Source organism: Flavobacteriales bacterium, assembly GCA_013214975.1.
In the GTDB taxonomy this organism is placed as follows: domain Bacteria; phylum Bacteroidota; class Bacteroidia; order DT-38; family DT-38; genus DT-38.
The window spans coordinates 1-17433 of the sequence record JABSPR010000306.1 but is presented as its reverse complement, the minus strand read 5'-3'; the positions used below and the strand labels follow the sequence as shown (position 1 = coordinate 17433).

General features: G+C 36.3%; 17 protein-coding genes. 10 read left to right on the top strand and 7 right to left on the bottom strand.

Translation table 11 applies throughout. The annotated features are described in order from the left end of the window. The 9 genes from murD to HRT72_09790 form a co-directional block, all read left to right on the top strand. Window positions 1-796, top strand: a 796-nt coding sequence (gene murD / locus HRT72_09830) for a UDP-N-acetylmuramoyl-L-alanine--D-glutamate ligase (GenBank protein NQY68005.1), incomplete at its 5' end; no start/stop codon positions are given. A 23-nt stretch (window positions 797-819) separates the two neighbouring features. Then, entirely contained in the window at window positions 820-1335 is a 516-nt protein-coding gene (locus HRT72_09825) for a hypothetical protein (protein NQY68004.1), read from the top strand. 9 nt (window positions 1336-1344) lie between these two features. Next, window positions 1345-2511, top strand: coding sequence for an FtsW/RodA/SpoVE family cell cycle protein (locus HRT72_09820; protein NQY68003.1), 1167 nt, complete (start codon window positions 1345-1347; stop codon window positions 2509-2511). Further along, the gene (murG, locus tag HRT72_09815) at window positions 2498-3601 is read left to right on the top strand and encodes an undecaprenyldiphospho-muramoylpentapeptide beta-N-acetylglucosaminyltransferase (protein ID NQY68002.1); all 1104 of its coding nucleotides are present in this window, start codon (window positions 2498-2500) and stop codon (window positions 3599-3601) included. Before HRT72_09820 ends, murG begins: the two co-directional genes overlap by 14 nt. Window position 3602: 1 nt before the next feature. Beyond that, entirely contained in the window at window positions 3603-4985 is a 1383-nt protein-coding gene (locus tag HRT72_09810) for a UDP-N-acetylmuramate--L-alanine ligase (GenBank protein ID NQY68001.1), read from the top strand. After that, window positions 4982-5779 (top strand): cell division protein FtsQ, encoded by a 798-nt coding sequence (locus tag HRT72_09805; GenBank protein NQY68000.1) that lies wholly within the window; start codon window positions 4982-4984, stop codon window positions 5777-5779. The genes HRT72_09810 and HRT72_09805 overlap by 4 nt, the downstream gene beginning before the upstream one ends. Further along, a complete protein-coding gene (gene ftsA / locus HRT72_09800; protein ID NQY67999.1) occupies window positions 5779-7047 on the top strand; it encodes a cell division protein FtsA in 1269 nt (422 codons plus the stop codon). Before HRT72_09805 ends, ftsA begins: the two co-directional genes overlap by 1 nt. Before the next feature lie 36 nt (window positions 7048-7083). After that, window positions 7084-8622, top strand: a complete 1539-nt coding sequence (ftsZ, locus tag HRT72_09795) for a cell division protein FtsZ (protein ID NQY67998.1) — start codon at window positions 7084-7086, stop codon at window positions 8620-8622. 3 nt (window positions 8623-8625) lie between these two features. Next, the gene (locus HRT72_09790) at window positions 8626-9075 is read left to right on the top strand and encodes a GatB/YqeY domain-containing protein (GenBank protein ID NQY67997.1); all 450 of its coding nucleotides are present in this window, start codon (window positions 8626-8628) and stop codon (window positions 9073-9075) included. Window positions 9076-9912: 837 nt separating this feature from the next. Here HRT72_09790 and groL read toward each other — a convergent pair. The 7 genes from groL to miaB all read right to left on the bottom strand — a co-directional run bounded on the left by groL (window position 9913) and on the right by miaB (window position 16302). Further along, the gene (groL, locus tag HRT72_09785) at window positions 9913-11547 is read right to left on the bottom strand and encodes a chaperonin GroEL (protein NQY67996.1); all 1635 of its coding nucleotides are present in this window, start codon (window positions 11545-11547) and stop codon (window positions 9913-9915) included. Window positions 11548-11578: 31 nt separating this feature from the next. Then, entirely contained in the window at window positions 11579-11854 is a 276-nt protein-coding gene (locus HRT72_09780) for a co-chaperone GroES (protein NQY67995.1), read from the bottom strand. Window positions 11855-12027: 173 nt separating this feature from the next. Then, window positions 12028-12360 (bottom strand): preprotein translocase subunit SecG, encoded by a 333-nt coding sequence (secG, locus tag HRT72_09775; protein NQY67994.1) that lies wholly within the window; start codon window positions 12358-12360, stop codon window positions 12028-12030. Next, on the bottom strand, window positions 12360-13121 hold the full coding sequence (locus HRT72_09770) for a hypothetical protein (GenBank protein ID NQY67993.1): 762 nt from the start codon (window positions 13119-13121) through the stop codon (window positions 12360-12362). Before HRT72_09770 ends, secG begins: the two co-directional genes overlap by 1 nt. Further along, window positions 13121-13624: an LptE family protein gene (locus HRT72_09765; protein ID NQY67992.1), complete on the bottom strand. Its 504-nt coding sequence runs from the start codon at window positions 13622-13624 to the stop codon at window positions 13121-13123. The genes HRT72_09770 and HRT72_09765 overlap by 1 nt, the downstream gene beginning before the upstream one ends. Window positions 13625-13639: 15 nt before the next feature. Beyond that, on the bottom strand, window positions 13640-14875 hold the full coding sequence (locus tag HRT72_09760; GenBank protein NQY67991.1) for a sigma-54-dependent Fis family transcriptional regulator: 1236 nt from the start codon (window positions 14873-14875) through the stop codon (window positions 13640-13642). Window positions 14876-14883: 8 nt separating this feature from the next. Next, complete coding sequence (gene miaB, locus HRT72_09755; GenBank protein ID NQY67990.1) at window positions 14884-16302, bottom strand: tRNA (N6-isopentenyl adenosine(37)-C2)-methylthiotransferase MiaB; 1419 nt, start codon at window positions 16300-16302, stop codon at window positions 14884-14886. Window positions 16303-16546: 244 nt separating this feature from the next. Here miaB and topA point away from each other — a divergent pair. Continuing rightward, window positions 16547-17433: type I DNA topoisomerase (topA, locus tag HRT72_09750; GenBank protein NQY67989.1), on the top strand; the 887-nt coding region annotated here is incomplete at its 3' end.

Genomic DNA, 17433 nt, shown 5'->3' with positions numbered 1-17433 from the left:
GGATCATTTAGATAGATATGAATACAATATGGAGAATTACATCGCATCCAAATTCAAAATATGTAATGAGCAGGATTCGTCGTGCTACTTTATATATAACGCAGATGATGAAAATGTATCCGATAATCTATCTAAAAAAGCAAGTGATGCATGTCAACTTCCATTTACAATAGAAGGAAAGAATGAAGAAGGAGCATATAAAGAAAATGAAACAATAATTATAAATAACAACCACAAACAACTAAATATGTCGATAACAGAACTTGCCCTACAAGGCAATCATAACACATATAACTCAATGGCCGCAGGTATCATTAGTAAAGTGTTAGATATCAGAAAAGAAGTGATCCGAGAGGGTTTATCTGATTTTCAAAACGCAGAGCATCGATTAGAATTTGTAGCTAATGTACATGGCATCGAATTCGTGAATGATTCTAAGGCGACTAATGTAAATGCCACGTGGTATGCATTGGAGAGTTATACTAAACCTATTGTTTGGATAGTAGGTGGGGTAGATAAAGGAAACGATTATGACTCGTTGGCCAATATGGTTGACAGTAATGTTAAGGCTATCATTTGCTTAGGAGAAGACGTGGAGAAAATCCATGCGGCATTTGAAGGCAAAGTAGAGCAAATGGTTGATGTAATGTCAGCACAAGAAGCAGTTCAGCAGGCATACAGGATTGGTGTTAATGGAGATGTGGTACTCCTTTCACCAGCATGTGCAAGTTTCGACCTATTTGAGAATTATGAAGACAGAGGGCAACAATTTAAGAAAGCGGTAAAAGCACTTTAATATCAACTTACAAACTAGATAAAATGACAGAAAACGAGCAAATCAAAACAGGGCAGGAAGTTGCCCAAACAAACGACTTATTGTCTGCAAGAGCGAGTAGTGTAAAATCATTCGGAGCAATTGATCACCGATTAGAATTTGTTTCTAATGTAGATGGTGTAGAGTATATCAATGATTCTAAAGCAACAGATGAAAATTCTACGTGGTATTCACTTGACTTTATGAATAAGCCTGTAGTATGGATAGTAGGTACACCGGAAAGCGAAATAGACTATGATCTATTTGCCGAAAAAGTAGATGCAAAGGTAAAAGCAATTATATGCTTAGGAGAGGGAGACCCAAGTCTAAAAGCTGCATTTAAAGAGTCTGTTCAAACAATTAAAACAGGTAGTACTGTTTTGGAATGTGTTGAACTAGCAAATGAAATATCTGAAGATGGGGACATCGTGTTGTTCTCACCTGCATGCAACAGTTTCGAGATGTTCAATAACTATCAAGATAGAGGTCTCAAATTTAGAGAGGCTGTAACTGAATTGTAAGAAAAAAGTTTGAAGTCAATAACAAAATATATAAAAGGAGATAAGGTAATCTGGTTCACGGTATTTTTACTGTGTATCGCTTCTGTGTTAACGGTATATAGTTCTATCGTTACCCTAGCATTTAAATATAGGTCGGGGGATACAGAATATTACTTATTTGAACATGGTAAGATTATTATCCTTGGTTTGGGGATAATGTATCTAACTCATCTAATTCCTCATCGATACTATTCGAGGATATCTCAAATTGCACTATATCTCGTTATTCCATTACTGTTATATACCCTCTTAAAGGGTACTAACCTTAATCAGGCCGATAGATGGCTAACCTTACCAATTATTAATAAAACGTTCCAGCCTTCTGAGATAGCTAAGCTTGTATTGATAATTTACGTTGCTCGTATACTGGCCAAAAAGCAAGACCAGATCAAGGATTTTAAAGGAGCATTTTTACCAATAATAGTCCCTGTTATTACAATATGTGCGCTTATTATGCCTGCAGATTTTTCTACTGCAGCAATCCTTTTTGCTACATGTGTCATCTTAATGTTTATCGGAAGAATAAATATGAAGTACATAGGTATAATGATTGGGATGATGGGACTTGCAATGGCGTTCCTTATTCTAATTATGTGGAGTATCCCAGAAGAAACTCTTAGGGATAAAGGACGGGTACTTACTTGGAAGCATAGGATAGAAAACTTTGCAAGTGGAGAGGAGAAAGCCAACTTTCAAGCAGAACAGTCTAAAATTGCCATTGCCATGGGGGGTATCCCAGGACAAGGCCCAGGAAAAAGCGTTCAACGGAACTTCCTTCCTCACCCTTATTCGGATTTTATATTTGCCATTGTTATTGAAGAATATGGATTAATAGGGGCTTCGTTTCTAATACTATTATACCTAATACTGCTGTTCCGAGGGATTAAAATAGCCACCATATTACCAAATTCATTCGGGTCTTTTTTAGCTGTAGGTTGTTGTTATGGAATAGTATTCCAAGCATTAATTAACATGGCAGTTGCAGTTAATATATTTCCTGTAACAGGTCAAACATTACCTCTTATTAGCAAGGGAGGTACCTCAATTTGGTTTACTTGTATTGCATTAGGAATGATATTAAGTGTTAGTAGAGAAGTTGTAAACGAGAAAAATGAATATGTCAATGCCAGCGCCTAGAATAATTATAAGCGGAGGAGGCACTGGAGGGCATATCTTTCCAGCCATTGCGATTGCAAATAGGTTGAAGAAGGAAAATGATAATACGGAGATCTTGTTTATTGGGGCAAGTGATAGAATGGAAATGGAAAAAGTTCCGAATGCGGGTTATCGAATAGAAGGTTTATGGATAAGTGGATTTCAAAGAAGTTTAAACATGCAAAATCTCTCTTTCCCATTTAAACTAATTGCAAGTATGATGAAGTCGAGACGTATCATTAAGAAGTTTAAACCAGATGCTATTGTTGGTGTTGGAGGTTATTCTAGTGGACCTGTCTTGTTCAATGGTACCAGACTTAATATCCCAACTTTAATACAAGAGCAAAATTCTTTCCCCGGTATTACCAATCGCATGTTGGCTAATAAGGTGAGCAGAATATGTGTTGCTTATGATAAGATGGAAAGATTTTTTCCAAAGGATAAAATCGTAAAAACGGGTAACCCAATAAGAAGTGGAATAGGGGAAATTGAGGGTAAGAAAGAAGCAGCGATGCAATATTTTGGGTTAGATGCAAATTTGAAAACGATTCTAATATTAGGTGGCAGCTTAGGAGCTCGGTCTATTAACGAAGGAGTCACAGAAAGTATAAGTCTTCTATACGAGAATGATATCCAAGTTATTTGGCAAACAGGAAGTGGATACTATGAGGATATTATAAATGAGCTCGAGAGTACTCGCGTAGATAAGATTAAAGTGCATGCATTTATAGACAAAATGGATTTGGCTTATGCGGCATGTGATATTGTTGTGAGCAGAGCAGGAGCCATAACTATTTCAGAATTGTGTTCAGTTGGTAAGGCGACGATTCTAATTCCTTCACCAAACGTTGCGGAAGATCATCAAACAAAGAACGCGATGTCTTTAGGAGAGCACAATGCAGCATTAATGGTTAAGGATAAAGACGCTATTGATGAGTTAGGAAAAAGATCTCTGGAGTTAATTAATGATGATAGTAAAATGAAAGAAATGAGCACCAATATTAAAATGCTGGCAAAGGATAATGCGACAGAAGATATAGTAAATGAATTATTGAATTTAATACGGAATTAAGTTGGACTTGGATAGAATACAAAATATGTATTACATAGGAATTGGAGGTATCGGAATGAGCGCCTTAGCCAATTACTTCAATGGCAAAGGCCTTGAGGTTGCTGGTTATGATTTGGTGTCTTCTGAAATCACAGCTAGCCTAGAATCCAGTAATGTGAGCATCACCTATATTGATGCTGTAGATCAAATTCCATCCTCTTTTTTAGACAAGGATCAGACATTAATCGTCTATTCTGTCGCTGTACCAAAAGACAATGCCATCTTCAATTACTTTATCGAGAATGGATACAATATAATGAAGCGCTCAGAAGTGTTGGGACAAGTTTGTAATGCCGCCGATACTACAATTGCAGTTGCTGGAACACACGGTAAAACTACCACGACTTCAATGATTGCACATATGCTAAACCATGCAGGAATAGACTGTACTGCTTTTCTTGGAGGTGTAATGCAAAACGGAGAAAGTAATTTGAGAAAAGGTATAACAGATTCTATAGTTGTTGTTGAGGCAGATGAATATGATAGATCCTTTCTAACTATCAATCCAACCGTAGCAATTATTACTTCAATGGATCACGATCACATTGATGTTTATAAGGATAGAGGAGAGTTAGAAAGTGCATTCAATCAATTTGCAAATCAAACCAAAAGTGGTGGTGAAATAATAGTAAAAGAAGGGGTAAGTCTTGATGTTAATACTGGTGTTCACCAGCAATGCTATTCTGTAAATTCATCTTGCAAAATAAATGCCTCCAACATACGAATACAAGAAAATGGTTACCTATTCGATTTCAGTGGTAGCAAAGAAGATATTGCTAATATTCAATTAAACATAGGAGGAAAGCACAATGTAGAGAATGCCGTTGCAGCCATTGCAGCAGTTCAGAATTTGAATTTGAATAAAGAGCAGATTACTGAATCTATTGCAACATTCGGAGGTGTTAAAAGACGATTCGAATATCATATAAAAACGGCAAATATCATTTATATAGATGATTATGCTCATCATCCTGAAGAGTTGAAAGCATTTATTAGCTCCGTTAGGGATCTATATCCAACGAAAAAACTGACAGGTATTTTTCAGCCTCATTTATATTCTAGAACAAGAGATTTGATGGATGATTTTGTGCTCTCATTAGAGCTATTAGACGAGATGATATTATTAGATATCTATCCAGCGAGAGAATTACCAATAGAGGGAATTACATCAGAAGCCATAGCCGAGAAGGTAAATGTTGCTGAAAAAAGTGTTCTGTCAAAAGAAGCCTTAATTATAGCAATGAAAGAAAATGAATATGAAGTGGTAATGACTATAGGTGCTGGGAATATTGCAGCATTGGTTGAGTCAATTAAGAACGTACTACAATTAAAATTGAATAAGTGAATAAGGTATTGAACATATTACTTTGGGCTGTTGGAGCGGCAGCAATATTCATATTAATGGGTTTTGTTGAGGTAGAGAATCATAACAGAAAGTTTAATGAGTTGTCTATCAAAATTGATTATAAGGATCACAACTTCTTTGTTGAAGATGGCGATATAAGAAACATAATCAACAACCTCGGTTATGGTTCTAATGAGAATTTAAATGAAGTAGATCTTGTTAAAATTGAGGAGATACTGAAGAATAATTCATCCATATCTGGTGCTGAAGTTTATTCTACAATTGATGGAAACATTATGGTAGAGGTATCTCAAAGGAGACCTATTATTAGAATTTTTAGTGAAGCAGGTAATAGTTATTACATCGATGATCAGGGTGAGTTGATGCCGACATCAAACAAGTATACTTCTAGAATCATCGTAGCAAGCGGTAAAATAGAGAATGATATTACCAGTTATGGAATTGAATTAGCTGAAGGCAAAGAGGATGCACTAACCTCTGCAGATGTAAATATGCTAGACCAACTCTTTCAACTTGCAAGAAAAATAGATGGAGATCCATTTTGGAAGGCACAATTCGTTCAAGTATATGTGAATGAAGACCAAGAAATAGAACTGATACCTAGTGTAGGGAATCACAAAATAATATTAGGAGATGTTACTGATATGGAAGAGAAGCTTAAAAAGCTCAGAGTCTTCTATAAAAAAGGATTGAGTAAAACCGGCTGGAACGAATACTCAGTGATTAATTTAAAATTCAAGGATCAAATAGTCTGCACTAAAAGGTACATATAATGGAATCAACAGAAATAGTAGCGAGTCTCGATATAGGGACTACAAAAATCGCCGTAATAATTGGACGAAAGAATGAGCATGGCAAAATAGAAATATTAGGCATCGGTAAATCAGAATCGATTGGTGTAACAAGGGGTGTTGTCTCTAATATAGAGAAGACTGTTAACTCTATTCGAATTGCCGTTGAGGAAGCTGAGGCAATGGCGGGAGAGAGTGTTGAAGTAGTGAACGTTGGTATTGCTGGTCAGCATATTAAAAGTTTACAGCACAGAGGTCTTAAGGTAAGAGATAGCTTGGATACGGAGATTGGTCAAGTAGATATTGACGCTCTTATCGACGACATGTACAAATTAGTTATGCTTCCAGGTGAAGAGATAATTGATGTAATACCACAAGATTATATAGTGGATAATGAACAAGGGATTATTGATCCTATTGGAATGTCTGGAATCCGTTTAGAAGCTAATTTCCATATTATTACAGGTCAAACAACTGCTGCAAAAAACATTATTAAATGTGTGCATAAAGCAGGACTAGAAGTGGCTGAATTGATCCTTGAGCCCTTAGCATCTAGTGAATCCGTACTTAGTGAGGAAGAAAAAGAAGCTGGAGTTGTATTGGTAGATATAGGTGGAGGTACTACCGACGTTGCAATCTTCCAAGAAGCAATCATCAGACATACTGCTGTAATTCCATTCGGTGGTAATGTTATATCTGAGGATATAAAAGAAGGTTGTTCAATAATAAAGAATCAAGCAGAGCTTATGAAAGTGAAGTTTGGATCTGCATTGGCCAGTGAAAATCAAGAGAACGAAATTGTTTCTATACCAGGGTTAAGAGGAAGAGAACCCAAAGAGATCTCTCTTAAAAATTTAGCTCATATCATCCAAGCAAGAATGGAGGAGATTATTGAGCACATTCATTATGAGATTAGAAACTCCGGTTTCGAGAAAAAATTGATTGCAGGAATAGTTATAACTGGGGGAGGTTCTCAGTTGAAACATATTCCACAATTGGTAGAATTTATAACAGGCATGGATGCGAGAATAGGCTACCCTACAGAACACCTTGCGAAAGGAAATGTAGAAGTTACGAGCCCATTATTTGCAACGGGTGTGGGCTTGGTTATAAAGGGCTTCAAGTTTTATGAAAAACAAGCAGCCAGAGAAGGTAGAGTAACAACACATTCATCAAGAGTAAAAGGAGGATTTTTTGATACCATTTTTGCACGTGGCAAAGAGTGGTTTGAGAATGATACTGAGAGTTAATAAACAGAAATAATTAATAATTAAAATCCAACAAATATGAAATTTGATTTACCCAAAGAAGCGGCTTCGATCATCAAAGTGATCGGAGTTGGAGGCGGCGGCAGTAATGCCGTAAACCACATGTATAAGCAAGGCATAAAAGGCGTTGACTTTATCGTATGTAATACAGACCAACAATCGTTAGATATTAGTCCTGTACCAACAAAAATTCAATTAGGCTCGAGCCTTACAGAAGGAAGAGGAGCAGGTTCTATTCCGGATGTAGGTAAGAACGCAGCTGTTGAGAGTATCAATGAGATTAATGATCTTTTAGGACCTGATACCAAAATGTTGTTTGTTACTGCCGGAATGGGTGGTGGTACTGGTACTGGTGCAGCTCCAGTAATTGCACAGACTGCAAGGGAAAGAGGAATTCTTACAGTAGGAATCGTTACAGTGCCTTTCAATTTTGAAGGTAAGAAACGTAGACTGCAAGCTGAAGAAGGTATTCAGAAAATGCGTGATAGTGTAGATACACTACTTGTAATTTGTAACGACAAATTAAGAGAGATGTATGGTAACTTAACTCTTGTAAATGCATTCGAACAAGCTGACAATGTATTAACAACTGCTGCAAAAGGCATTGCGGAAATTATTACTGTAACAGGATCTATTAACGTGGATTTTGAAGATGTAAGAACTGTAATGACAAACAGTGGAGCTGCAATTATGGGTTCTGCTCAAGCATCAGGCGAGAACAGATCAATAAAAGCTGTTGAACAAGCATTATCTTCTCCTTTATTGAATGATAACTTGATTAAAGGTGCTCAGTATGTGCTCCTAAACATTACTTATGGTGATACTGAAGTATTGATGGATGAGATTACTGAAATCACAGATTACATTCAAGAAGAAGCAGGATTAACTGCAGATGTTATCTGGGGGCATGGTAGAGATGAAGAGTTAGGAGATAGTCTTTCTGTAACTTTAATTGCTACTGGTTTTACTTCAACTGTTGATACAGGATTTGAAGAAGGAAGAAAGTCTGAACGAAAAGTGATGAATTTGGAGGATGAAGTTTCAATGGAAGTAGAAGAGAGTCAGCCTCAAATGTCTACTAAGCCAGTTAAAACAACTCCTGTAGCTCCTCAAATTATTCATTCTCTAGATGAAGATGTTAGCACATCTAGAATGGAAGAGCCTCAAGCTTCTTTTGAATTTGATATGCGTAGAACTTCTCAGGTAGCAGAAGAAACTGCTCCAGTAAAAAAGGCTGTAGAGCCGCAAGCGACTCAAAGAGCTGAGCCTACTGCATCTGTTAGTACATCTCCATCTCCTGTTCAACAACAACAATTGGCAAACGAGAGAATGGATAAATTACGTCAACTTAGTACTCGCTTAAAGACTCCATCTGGATTGGCAGATTTAGAGAATGAGCCAGCTTACAAACGTAAGAATGTTGAGCTAGCAAGTGTAAGTCCTTCGCATGAATCGGATATCTCTAGATATACTTTATCTGAAGAGAAAAATTCGGACGGTACGCCAAATGTTGAGTTGAGAAATAATAATTCGTTCTTACACGATAACGTTGATTAAATAATGAACTTATCGGATCAAATTAATGCCGATATAAAAAGCGCGATGATAGCTAAAGAGAGGGGCCGGTTGGATGCCCTTCGAGCTGTTAAAGCTGCATTTTTATTGGCAGGTACAGAAAAAGGTAAGTCGGGAGATTTATCGGAAGAAGATTCAGTTGCAATAATTCAAAAATTGGTTAAGCAACGGAAAGAATCTTTGAGCATCTTTCAAGAACAAGGGCGAGAAGATCTGGCTGAAGTTGAGCAAGAACAAATAGGTGTGTTGGAGATCTATTTGCCTGCTCAAATGAGCGATGACGATCTAAAAGAAGAGCTGTCAGGGCTTTTATCTAAAATTGGAGCAAGTTCTGCTGCCGATATGGGTAAGGCAATGGGAGCGGCGTCTAAAGCATTTGCTGGTAGAGCAGATAATAAACGAATCTCTGGTTTAGTTCGAGAAATGCTTTCTTAAGATCTGAGGAAATGTCTAGTCCTAAATAATCGTTACAGGTTTTAGGTTGATAAAAATAGATTAATTAAAGAGCAGCAAAAACGTTTTTGCTGCTCTTTTTCATTTTATAAGTTTTAATTTTAATTGTTGATTGATCGTGCATTTGTATTGGAATTAGCATATTGCAGGACTCATGCGGTCTCCTGTTGTTATATATCTCAATACTTTCTTTAACAACTTGTTTGATAGTTTGGCTTAATAGACAAAAAGGAGTCTAATAATCCCTGTATCCCTTATTGTTATTAGCTTTAGGCCAAATAAAAGGTTATGAATAAAAAAAGTGCAAAAAATGCAGTAGTGTTTTCACCAAAAAGAGCGGCATACGAAATGGGAAACAAAAATATAAATGCCATAATTGTGGAGTTCAATTTCTAGTTGGGAAAAGAATAAATCCAGAGTTACTTTGGAAGGAATATCAGCTGGGAAAACAGACCTATTTGCAGCTATCCATAAAGCATAAATGTTCTATTCGAACCATACAGCGTAAGATCGATTTATACCTTGTCTGTATTGAATCAAAAGAGGCTAAGAGAGTTGTTGTTTTAATGGATACAACTTACTGGGGAGGGAGCTTCGGAGTAATGCTGTTTAAAGATGCTATTAGTAAAGAGAATTTACTTAAATATTATGTTAAAAACGAGACACACTTTTTGGGACACTACCAGTACGCTTTATATAATTACTGTCTTTCATAGGGTTACTGAATTTGTGTAACGCTATTTCAGGACGGAACAACATTGATATAAAAAGCCCCTTACTTTACAGTAAGGGGCTTTTTGTTTTTATTGAAGAATGATATTACATCATGCCTCCCATTCCGCCGCCCATAGGTGGCATTGCAGGAGCACCAGCTTCTTCTGGTTCGTCAGCTAAAACACATTCTGTTGTTAGAAGCATACCAGAAATAGATCCAGCATTTTCTAAGGCAACTCTTGCAACTTTAGCAGGGTCGATTACACCAGTAGAAAGTAAATTTTCATAAACTCCAGTTCTAGCGTTATATCCAAAATCTTTCTTGCCTTCCATCACTTTCTGTACTACTACAGAACCTTCTTCGCCGGCATTCTGAACGATTTGTTTTAAAGGAGCCTCTAAAGCTTTAGCGATAATTGCAATACCAGTATTTTGGTCAGCATTTTCACCTTCAACTTTAAGAACGTCTTTAATAGCTCTAATATAAGCTACACCACCTCCAGGGATGATTCCTTCTTCAACAGCAGCTTTAGTTGCACTTAATGCATCATCCACTCTATCTTTCTTTTCTTTCATCTCAACTTCAGTAGTTGCGCCAACATAAAGAACAGCAACACCACCAGCTATCTTAGCTAATCTTTCTTGCAATTTCTCCTTGTCGTAATCTGAAGTAGAAGAATCTATTTGAGCTTTAATCTGGCCGATTCTAGCTTTGATAGAAGCACTTTTACCACTTCCATTAACAACAATTGTGTTGTCTTTATCAATTGTGATTTTTTCAGCAGTCCCTAACATTGATAAATCAGCAGCTTCTAATTTGAAACCTCTTTCTTCAGAAATCACTGTACCGCCAGTAAGAATAGCGATGTCTTCCAACATTTCTTTTCTTCTGTCTCCAAATCCTGGAGCTTTAACAGCAGCAACTTTTAAAGAGCCTCTGATTTTATTTACTACTAAAGTAGCAAGAGCTTCACCATCTACATCTTCAGCAATAATTAAAAGAGATTTTCCAGTTTGAGAAGTTTTCTCTAAAAGAGGAAGTAAATCTTTCATAGTAGAAACCTTCTTGTCATATATTAAGATATAAGGGCTCTCTAATTCAACAAGCATTTTCTCTGTATTAGTAACAAAGTAAGGCGAAAGGTATCCTCTATCGAACTGCATTCCTTCAACAACATCAACCTTTGTTTCAGTTCCTTTTGCTTCTTCAACAGTTACAACACCTTCTCTTTTTACTTTACTCATGGCTTCTGCAATAAGACTACCAATTGCATCATCGTTGTTAGCAGAAATAGTTGCAACCTGACGAATTTTATCAGAATCTTCTTTTACACTAGTCGATTGTTTTTTCAAACTTGCAACTGCGGCTACAATAGCTTTATCGATTCCTCTTTTAATGTCCATTGGATTTGCACCCGATGCTACATTCTTAATTCCTGTAGCAACAATTGCTTGCGCAATTACAGTAGCAGTTGTTGTTCCATCACCAGCGATATCGTTGGTTTTTGAAGCAACTTCTTTTACCATTTGTGCTCCCATGTTTTCAATAGGATTTTTTAATTCAATTTCTTTTGCAACTGATACACCATCTTTAGTGATTTGTGGTGCACCGAATTTTCTATCGATAACAACATTTCTTCCTTTTGGTCCTAATGTTACTTTCACTGCATCTGCTAAAGCATCAACTCCTTTTTTCAGTTGATCTCTGGCTTCAGTATTAAACGTTATGCTTTTTGCCATTTTAATATGTTTTAATTATTGATAATTTTTATTAGATGACGGCCAAAATATCGGCTTCTCTCATCATTAAATACTCTCTGCCATCAAATGAAAGCTCAGTACCGGAGTACTTACCATATAAAACAGTGTTACCTGCTTTAACAGTCATTGGTTCATCTTTTTTGCCTTTACCCACAGCAATTACTTTTCCTTTTTGAGGTTTTTCTTTTGCAGTATCGGGGATGAATATTCCTCCTGAAGTTTTTTCTTCAGCCGGTGCCGATTCTACTAAAACGCGATCTCCTATTGGTTGAATTTTTACAGCCATTTTAACTTTAATTTAAATTTATATTCTAATTAATATCTTCTAGTCTCTTCGACAGACTTCAATCGCTACTCACTTTCTGTGCCAATCCGAAATACTAATATTATCTGGACATATTAGCACTACCGCTTATGATTTGTCATGATTTTAATGACAAGCTGGCATAAGATACTGCGCTATTGAGCAGCTGGAGCCTGAGGTGCTTGTTGTACTGGTTGTGTTTGGACCGGTGTAGAGTTCTCTATCTTGTCTCTCATCCTAGTATCCTGAACAGATCCACCCTCTCGATCGATAGTCATTGCAGATACAAGACTGAAGATTAAAAGTCCAATAGCTAATCCCCAAGTTGCGTTTTCAAGAGTATCCGCTGTTTTCTTAACGCTCATAATTTGATTTCCTGCAGAGAAATTAGATGCTAATCCACCTCCTTTAGAGTTTTGTATTAAGATAACAAGTGCTAGTAGCACACAAACGATCATGATTAATACTGTTATAAGTGTAGATGCCATTATTCGTCTTTTAAGTTTTCTATTTTTTTAATCTGGGTTGCAAAATAACTACTTTTTGCTGGATTTTTTACTATCAACTGTTTAAAAGCCTGTACTGCTTTACTATACTTCTTTTGGCCAATGTATATTTTTGCTAGTGTCTCCGTAACAAAGCTTTCATCTTCAATTACACTAAGTCTGGCAGTATTAACAGGAGAAAAGAATCCGTTTTTGGATGATTTTTCAATTGGACCACTTCCTAAGAAATCGTCTATTAATTTCTTTTTAGTCGCATCTTTCTTAGGTGCGCTACCATATGGATAGTATTTCAACCAATCATTGAAAGAGCGCAATTCATTATTGGTTTCAATAGTCTTTTCAACCTTGTCTTCTCTTATTGTTTCTATATTGCTTGCAGATACATCGATGGCTTCTACAAGTATTTCATTTTGAATTTTCAGAATGTCTTCAGGCTGCAATTGAATGCCTTCGGCTGTATCGATATCTTCAGAAATAGATTTATCGATTGCTGTAATTCGTTCTGTTAATAGTTGATGCATAATTAGCTCATACAGTCTTTCGCGGTTTGAGCTATAAGCAGATGCTTTTTTAAGTTGGCTATTATATTGAATGCTTTCTATGTTGTTCAGACTTTTAGCGTACAGCATGTGCGCTATCTGGAAATAAGGGAATTCCTGCGCTAGTTGTTTTAATTCAATAGCATCAGATTCATTTAGTTCCTGAGGACTTTCAATGTATTCTGTAAACTTAGATTTGTTCATTACCAGTTGTTTACCGAAGAGTCAAATATTACTTGTAAGAGTTGCTCATTAATCTTTTCGATTAAATCATCTTCAACTTCACTAATGTCATAATTATTACTGTAATCTTCATATTTAGTAAATTGTTTTTCAAAGTTTTGTTTCTCATCGTTGTTGTTAACGAATTTTACATTAACCGTAATTGAAAGTCGAGTTTGGGCAGAACTATTGTTTCCTTGTATTGCAACTGGTTTAATTAAATAACCATTCTTTACAATCGAGCCTTCATAGGACAAATCTCCATCAGATTTTACAAGGCTCAAATTTGTTTGGTTCATAAATCGATCTTTCAATGCTTCCGTAAAAGTTTGACTAAGAGTAGGAGGTGCTATCGCCGAAAAATTCTCGAAATACTGAATTGAAACAGTTTTGGTATCAGCAGATATGGAGGCTCCTGTAAACGAGTATATGCCGCATCCAGTTATGAGAATGGACAATATTAATATACCGGATAGTTGTTTTATTGTTTTCAATATATTTTAGGTTAGATCATATTCTTTAATCTTTCGGTAGAGAGTTCTCTCAGAAATGCCTAGCTCTTGTGCTGCGTATTTCCTTTTGCCTTTATGTTTATCAAGAGCTTTTATTATCAATTCTTTTTCCCTTTGTTCAAGCGATAAAGACTCTTCAGTTATTTCTTCTGGCTCGTGATATACTTCTTCTCTTGATGTTTCAACTTCAGTGTTAGTATGAATTACGACAGGCTCAATTGCTTCTTGTGTTGAATCAACTTGTTGGTAAAGTTTTTTGATAATGGTTGCTCTGTCTTCATGAACTAGAGACTCTTCGCCTTTTTCAACAAGATCGAGAACTATTTTCTTTAGTTCGGTCATGTCTTTTTTCATGTCGAAAAGCACCTTGTAAAGAATCTCTCTTTCAGAAAAATCAGTTCCACCTTTACCATCATCAACCACCATTGGAAGTTTTGAACCTTGATTTGTATCGAGATATTTGGTTAAGATTTGAAGCGAAATATCTCTGCTTTCTTCTATCACTGAAATTTGTTCTGCCACATTTTTCAATTGCCTTACATTTCCTGGCCATTGAAAGTTAGCTAAATGCCGTTGTGCTTCATCATTTAATCTAACAGAGGGCATTCTGTATTTATCGGCGTAGTCGGCAGAAAATTTTCTAAACAATAGATTTATATCTTCTTTCCTATTTCTTAGCGGAGGAATTTGAATTGGAACAGTGCTTAATCTGTAATATAAATCTTCTCTGAATTTGCCTTTACTGATGGCTTCTGCGATATTAACGTTTGTTGCTGCTATCACTCGAATATCGGTTTTGAGAACCTTCGAGGAACCTACTTTAATAAATTCACCTGTTTCAAGAACTCGAAGAAGTCTAACTTGGGTTTGCATTGGTAGTTCGGCAACTTCATCTAAAAATAGCGTCCCACCATCTGCTACTTCAAAATATCCTTTTCGAGTTTCATGCGCACCAGTAAAGGCTCCTTTTTCATGTCCGAAAAGTTCAGAATCTATTGTGCCTTCTGGAATAGCACCACAATTAACGGCTATATAAGTTCCATGCTTTCTAGCGCTGAGGTGATGGATGATTTGAGGGAATACTTCTTTTCCTGTACCACTTTCGCCATTTATAAGAACAGAGATGTCAGTTGGAGCAACTTGGGCAGCAATATTTATGGCATGACCAAGCTTGGGGGAATTCCCAATTATTCCGAAACGCTGTTTTATTTGTTGAATATCCATGAACTATTTTAGTTAGTCACTTCACCAATTAATGTTCCAGAGGTGCAAGACGTAACGATTACGTTTACATAGTCTCCTTTTTTGAAATTTTCTTTCGGAAACACGATTACTTTACTTTCAGAACTTCTTCCATAAAGTTGCTCTTTTGATCTTTTAGATACACCTTCAATAAGTACCTCAAAGGTTTTGCCGATATCTTTCAAATTGCTTTCGTGCGATAGATCGTGTTGCATCTGGATTATTTCCTCCAACCTTTTTTGTTTAATATCTTCAGGGACATCGTCAGTAAGCTTTTTTGCTGCAAAGGTGTTAGGCCGTTCGGAATACTTAAACATATACGCAAAGTCGTATTTTGAAAACTTCATTACTTCCAATGTCTCTTTGTGATCCTCGTCTGTTTCCGTACAGAATCCGGTAATAATATCTGTAGAGATTCCACAACCAGGAATAATTTCTCTTATCGAATTAATTCTTTCTTCATACCACTCACGCGTATAACCTCTGTTCATCAAGTCTAATACTCTTGAGTTTCCAGATTGAACAGGTAAGTGAATATAATTACATATATTGTAAGTCTCGGCCATTGCAATAAGTACGTCATCAGTCATGTCTTTTGGATGAGATGTAGAAAATCTTACCCTGAGTGACGTATCAACAGCTGCTACTCTTTTAAGTAATTCTGCAAAATTTACTTTTTCTTCAGAATCTTTTTCAGACCATTTATAAGAATCAACATTTTGGCCAAGAAGAGTAACTTCTTTGTATCCTTTGTCATGTAGCTCTTCACATTCTCTAACAATAGAGTGCGGATCACGACTTCTTTCTCTTCCTCTTGTAAAAGGGACTACACAAAATGAACACATGTTGTCGCAACCTCTCATTATAGAGACAAATGCTGAAACACCGTTGGAGTTAAGTCTTACAGGACTAACATCTGCATATGTTTCTTCACGTGATAGAAGTACATTAACCGATTTTTGTCCTCCTTCAACCTCTTGGATAAGGTTAGGGAGATCTCTATATGCATCTGGGCCTACAACCAGATCTACAGATTTTTCTTCCTCAAGAACTTTGTGTTTTAGCCGTTCAGCCATGCAACCAAGCATCCCAACGATCATTCCAGGGTTTCTTTTTTTTATTTTTTGAAAATCTTTTAAGCGATTACGAATCTTTTGTTCGGCGTTATCCCTAATAGCACATGTATTAAGAAGAACTACGTCTGAATCATCTATATTTTTGGTAGTCTCATAACCGGAATCTGCCAAGATAGAAGCCACGATTTCACTATCAGCAAAATTCATTTGACAACCATAACTTTCTAAATAAAGTTTTTTTGTGGCAGTAGGTTTGTCCTGCAGAGTTGGTAACTCTAGAACCTCTCCTTGTTTAGATTCGTCTATTTCTTGTGATACTTCTTCTCTTTCCATTTTCTCTTAATAATAAGATTGCAAATGTAAAGAAAAATAGAATTGCTGTCAAATTGGCAGAGGTCTAAATAAAGGGCTTAAACAGAACGTAATATGAGGATTTGAACACTCTGTTTTTAATATCTTAGAAATGAAGAATTCTTAAAATTTGATTTAAATAATATATTTGTGCAAATTTTAAAATGCATCTAAGCGCTAATTCCGCTGCATTTTTTAAGAATAACGAGTTGAAAAACGACATTTGATGGCTAAAAATTTAGTAATCGTAGAGTCTCCTGCAAAGGCGAAAACAATAGAAGGTTTCTTAGGGAAAGAGTTTGTGGTGAAGTCTTGTTTTGGGCATATCAGGGATTTGGCTGGCAAAGGTTTAGCCATTGATATTGAAAATAATTTTGAGCCGAACTACGAAGTCTCTGAAGAGAAGAAAAAAGTAGTAGATGAGTTAAAAAAATATTCTAAGAGAGCCGAAACTGTATGGCTAGCGACGGATGAGGATCGCGAGGGGGAAGCCATTTCTTGGCATTTATTAAAGGCATTAGACTTAAAAGAAGAAAATACAAAGCGTATTGTGTTTCATGAAATAACAAAGAAAGCCATATTAAAGGCAATAGAAACTCCAAGGACTATCGACAATAAACTGGTAGATGCACAACAAGCCAGAAGAGTATTAGATAGATTAGTTGGGTTTGAATTATCTCCAGTTCTATGGAAAAAAATTAAACCATCTTTATCTGCGGGAAGGGTTCAGTCTGTTGCGGTGCGGATTATTGTAGAAAGAGAGCAAGAGATAATTTCTTTTGATTCTCAGGCGTATTTTAAAGTAGCTGCAAATTTTGGTCTTAAAGATGGCGCAGTTCTTAAAGCCGAGTTGCCATCAAAGTTGAATTCTATTGAGGAGGCAAAGAAATTACTAGAGGAGTGTAAAGGATCTGATTTTACAATTACAGATATTGATACAAGACCTGGTAAAAAGTCACCTTCTGCACCATTTACAACATCTACATTACAGCAAGAGGCAAGTAGGAAATTAGGTTTTTCAGTTTCTCAAACTATGACGGTTGCTCAGAAATTGTATGAAGAAGGAAAGATTACCTATATGAGAACCGATTCGGTTAATCTATCTCAGGATGC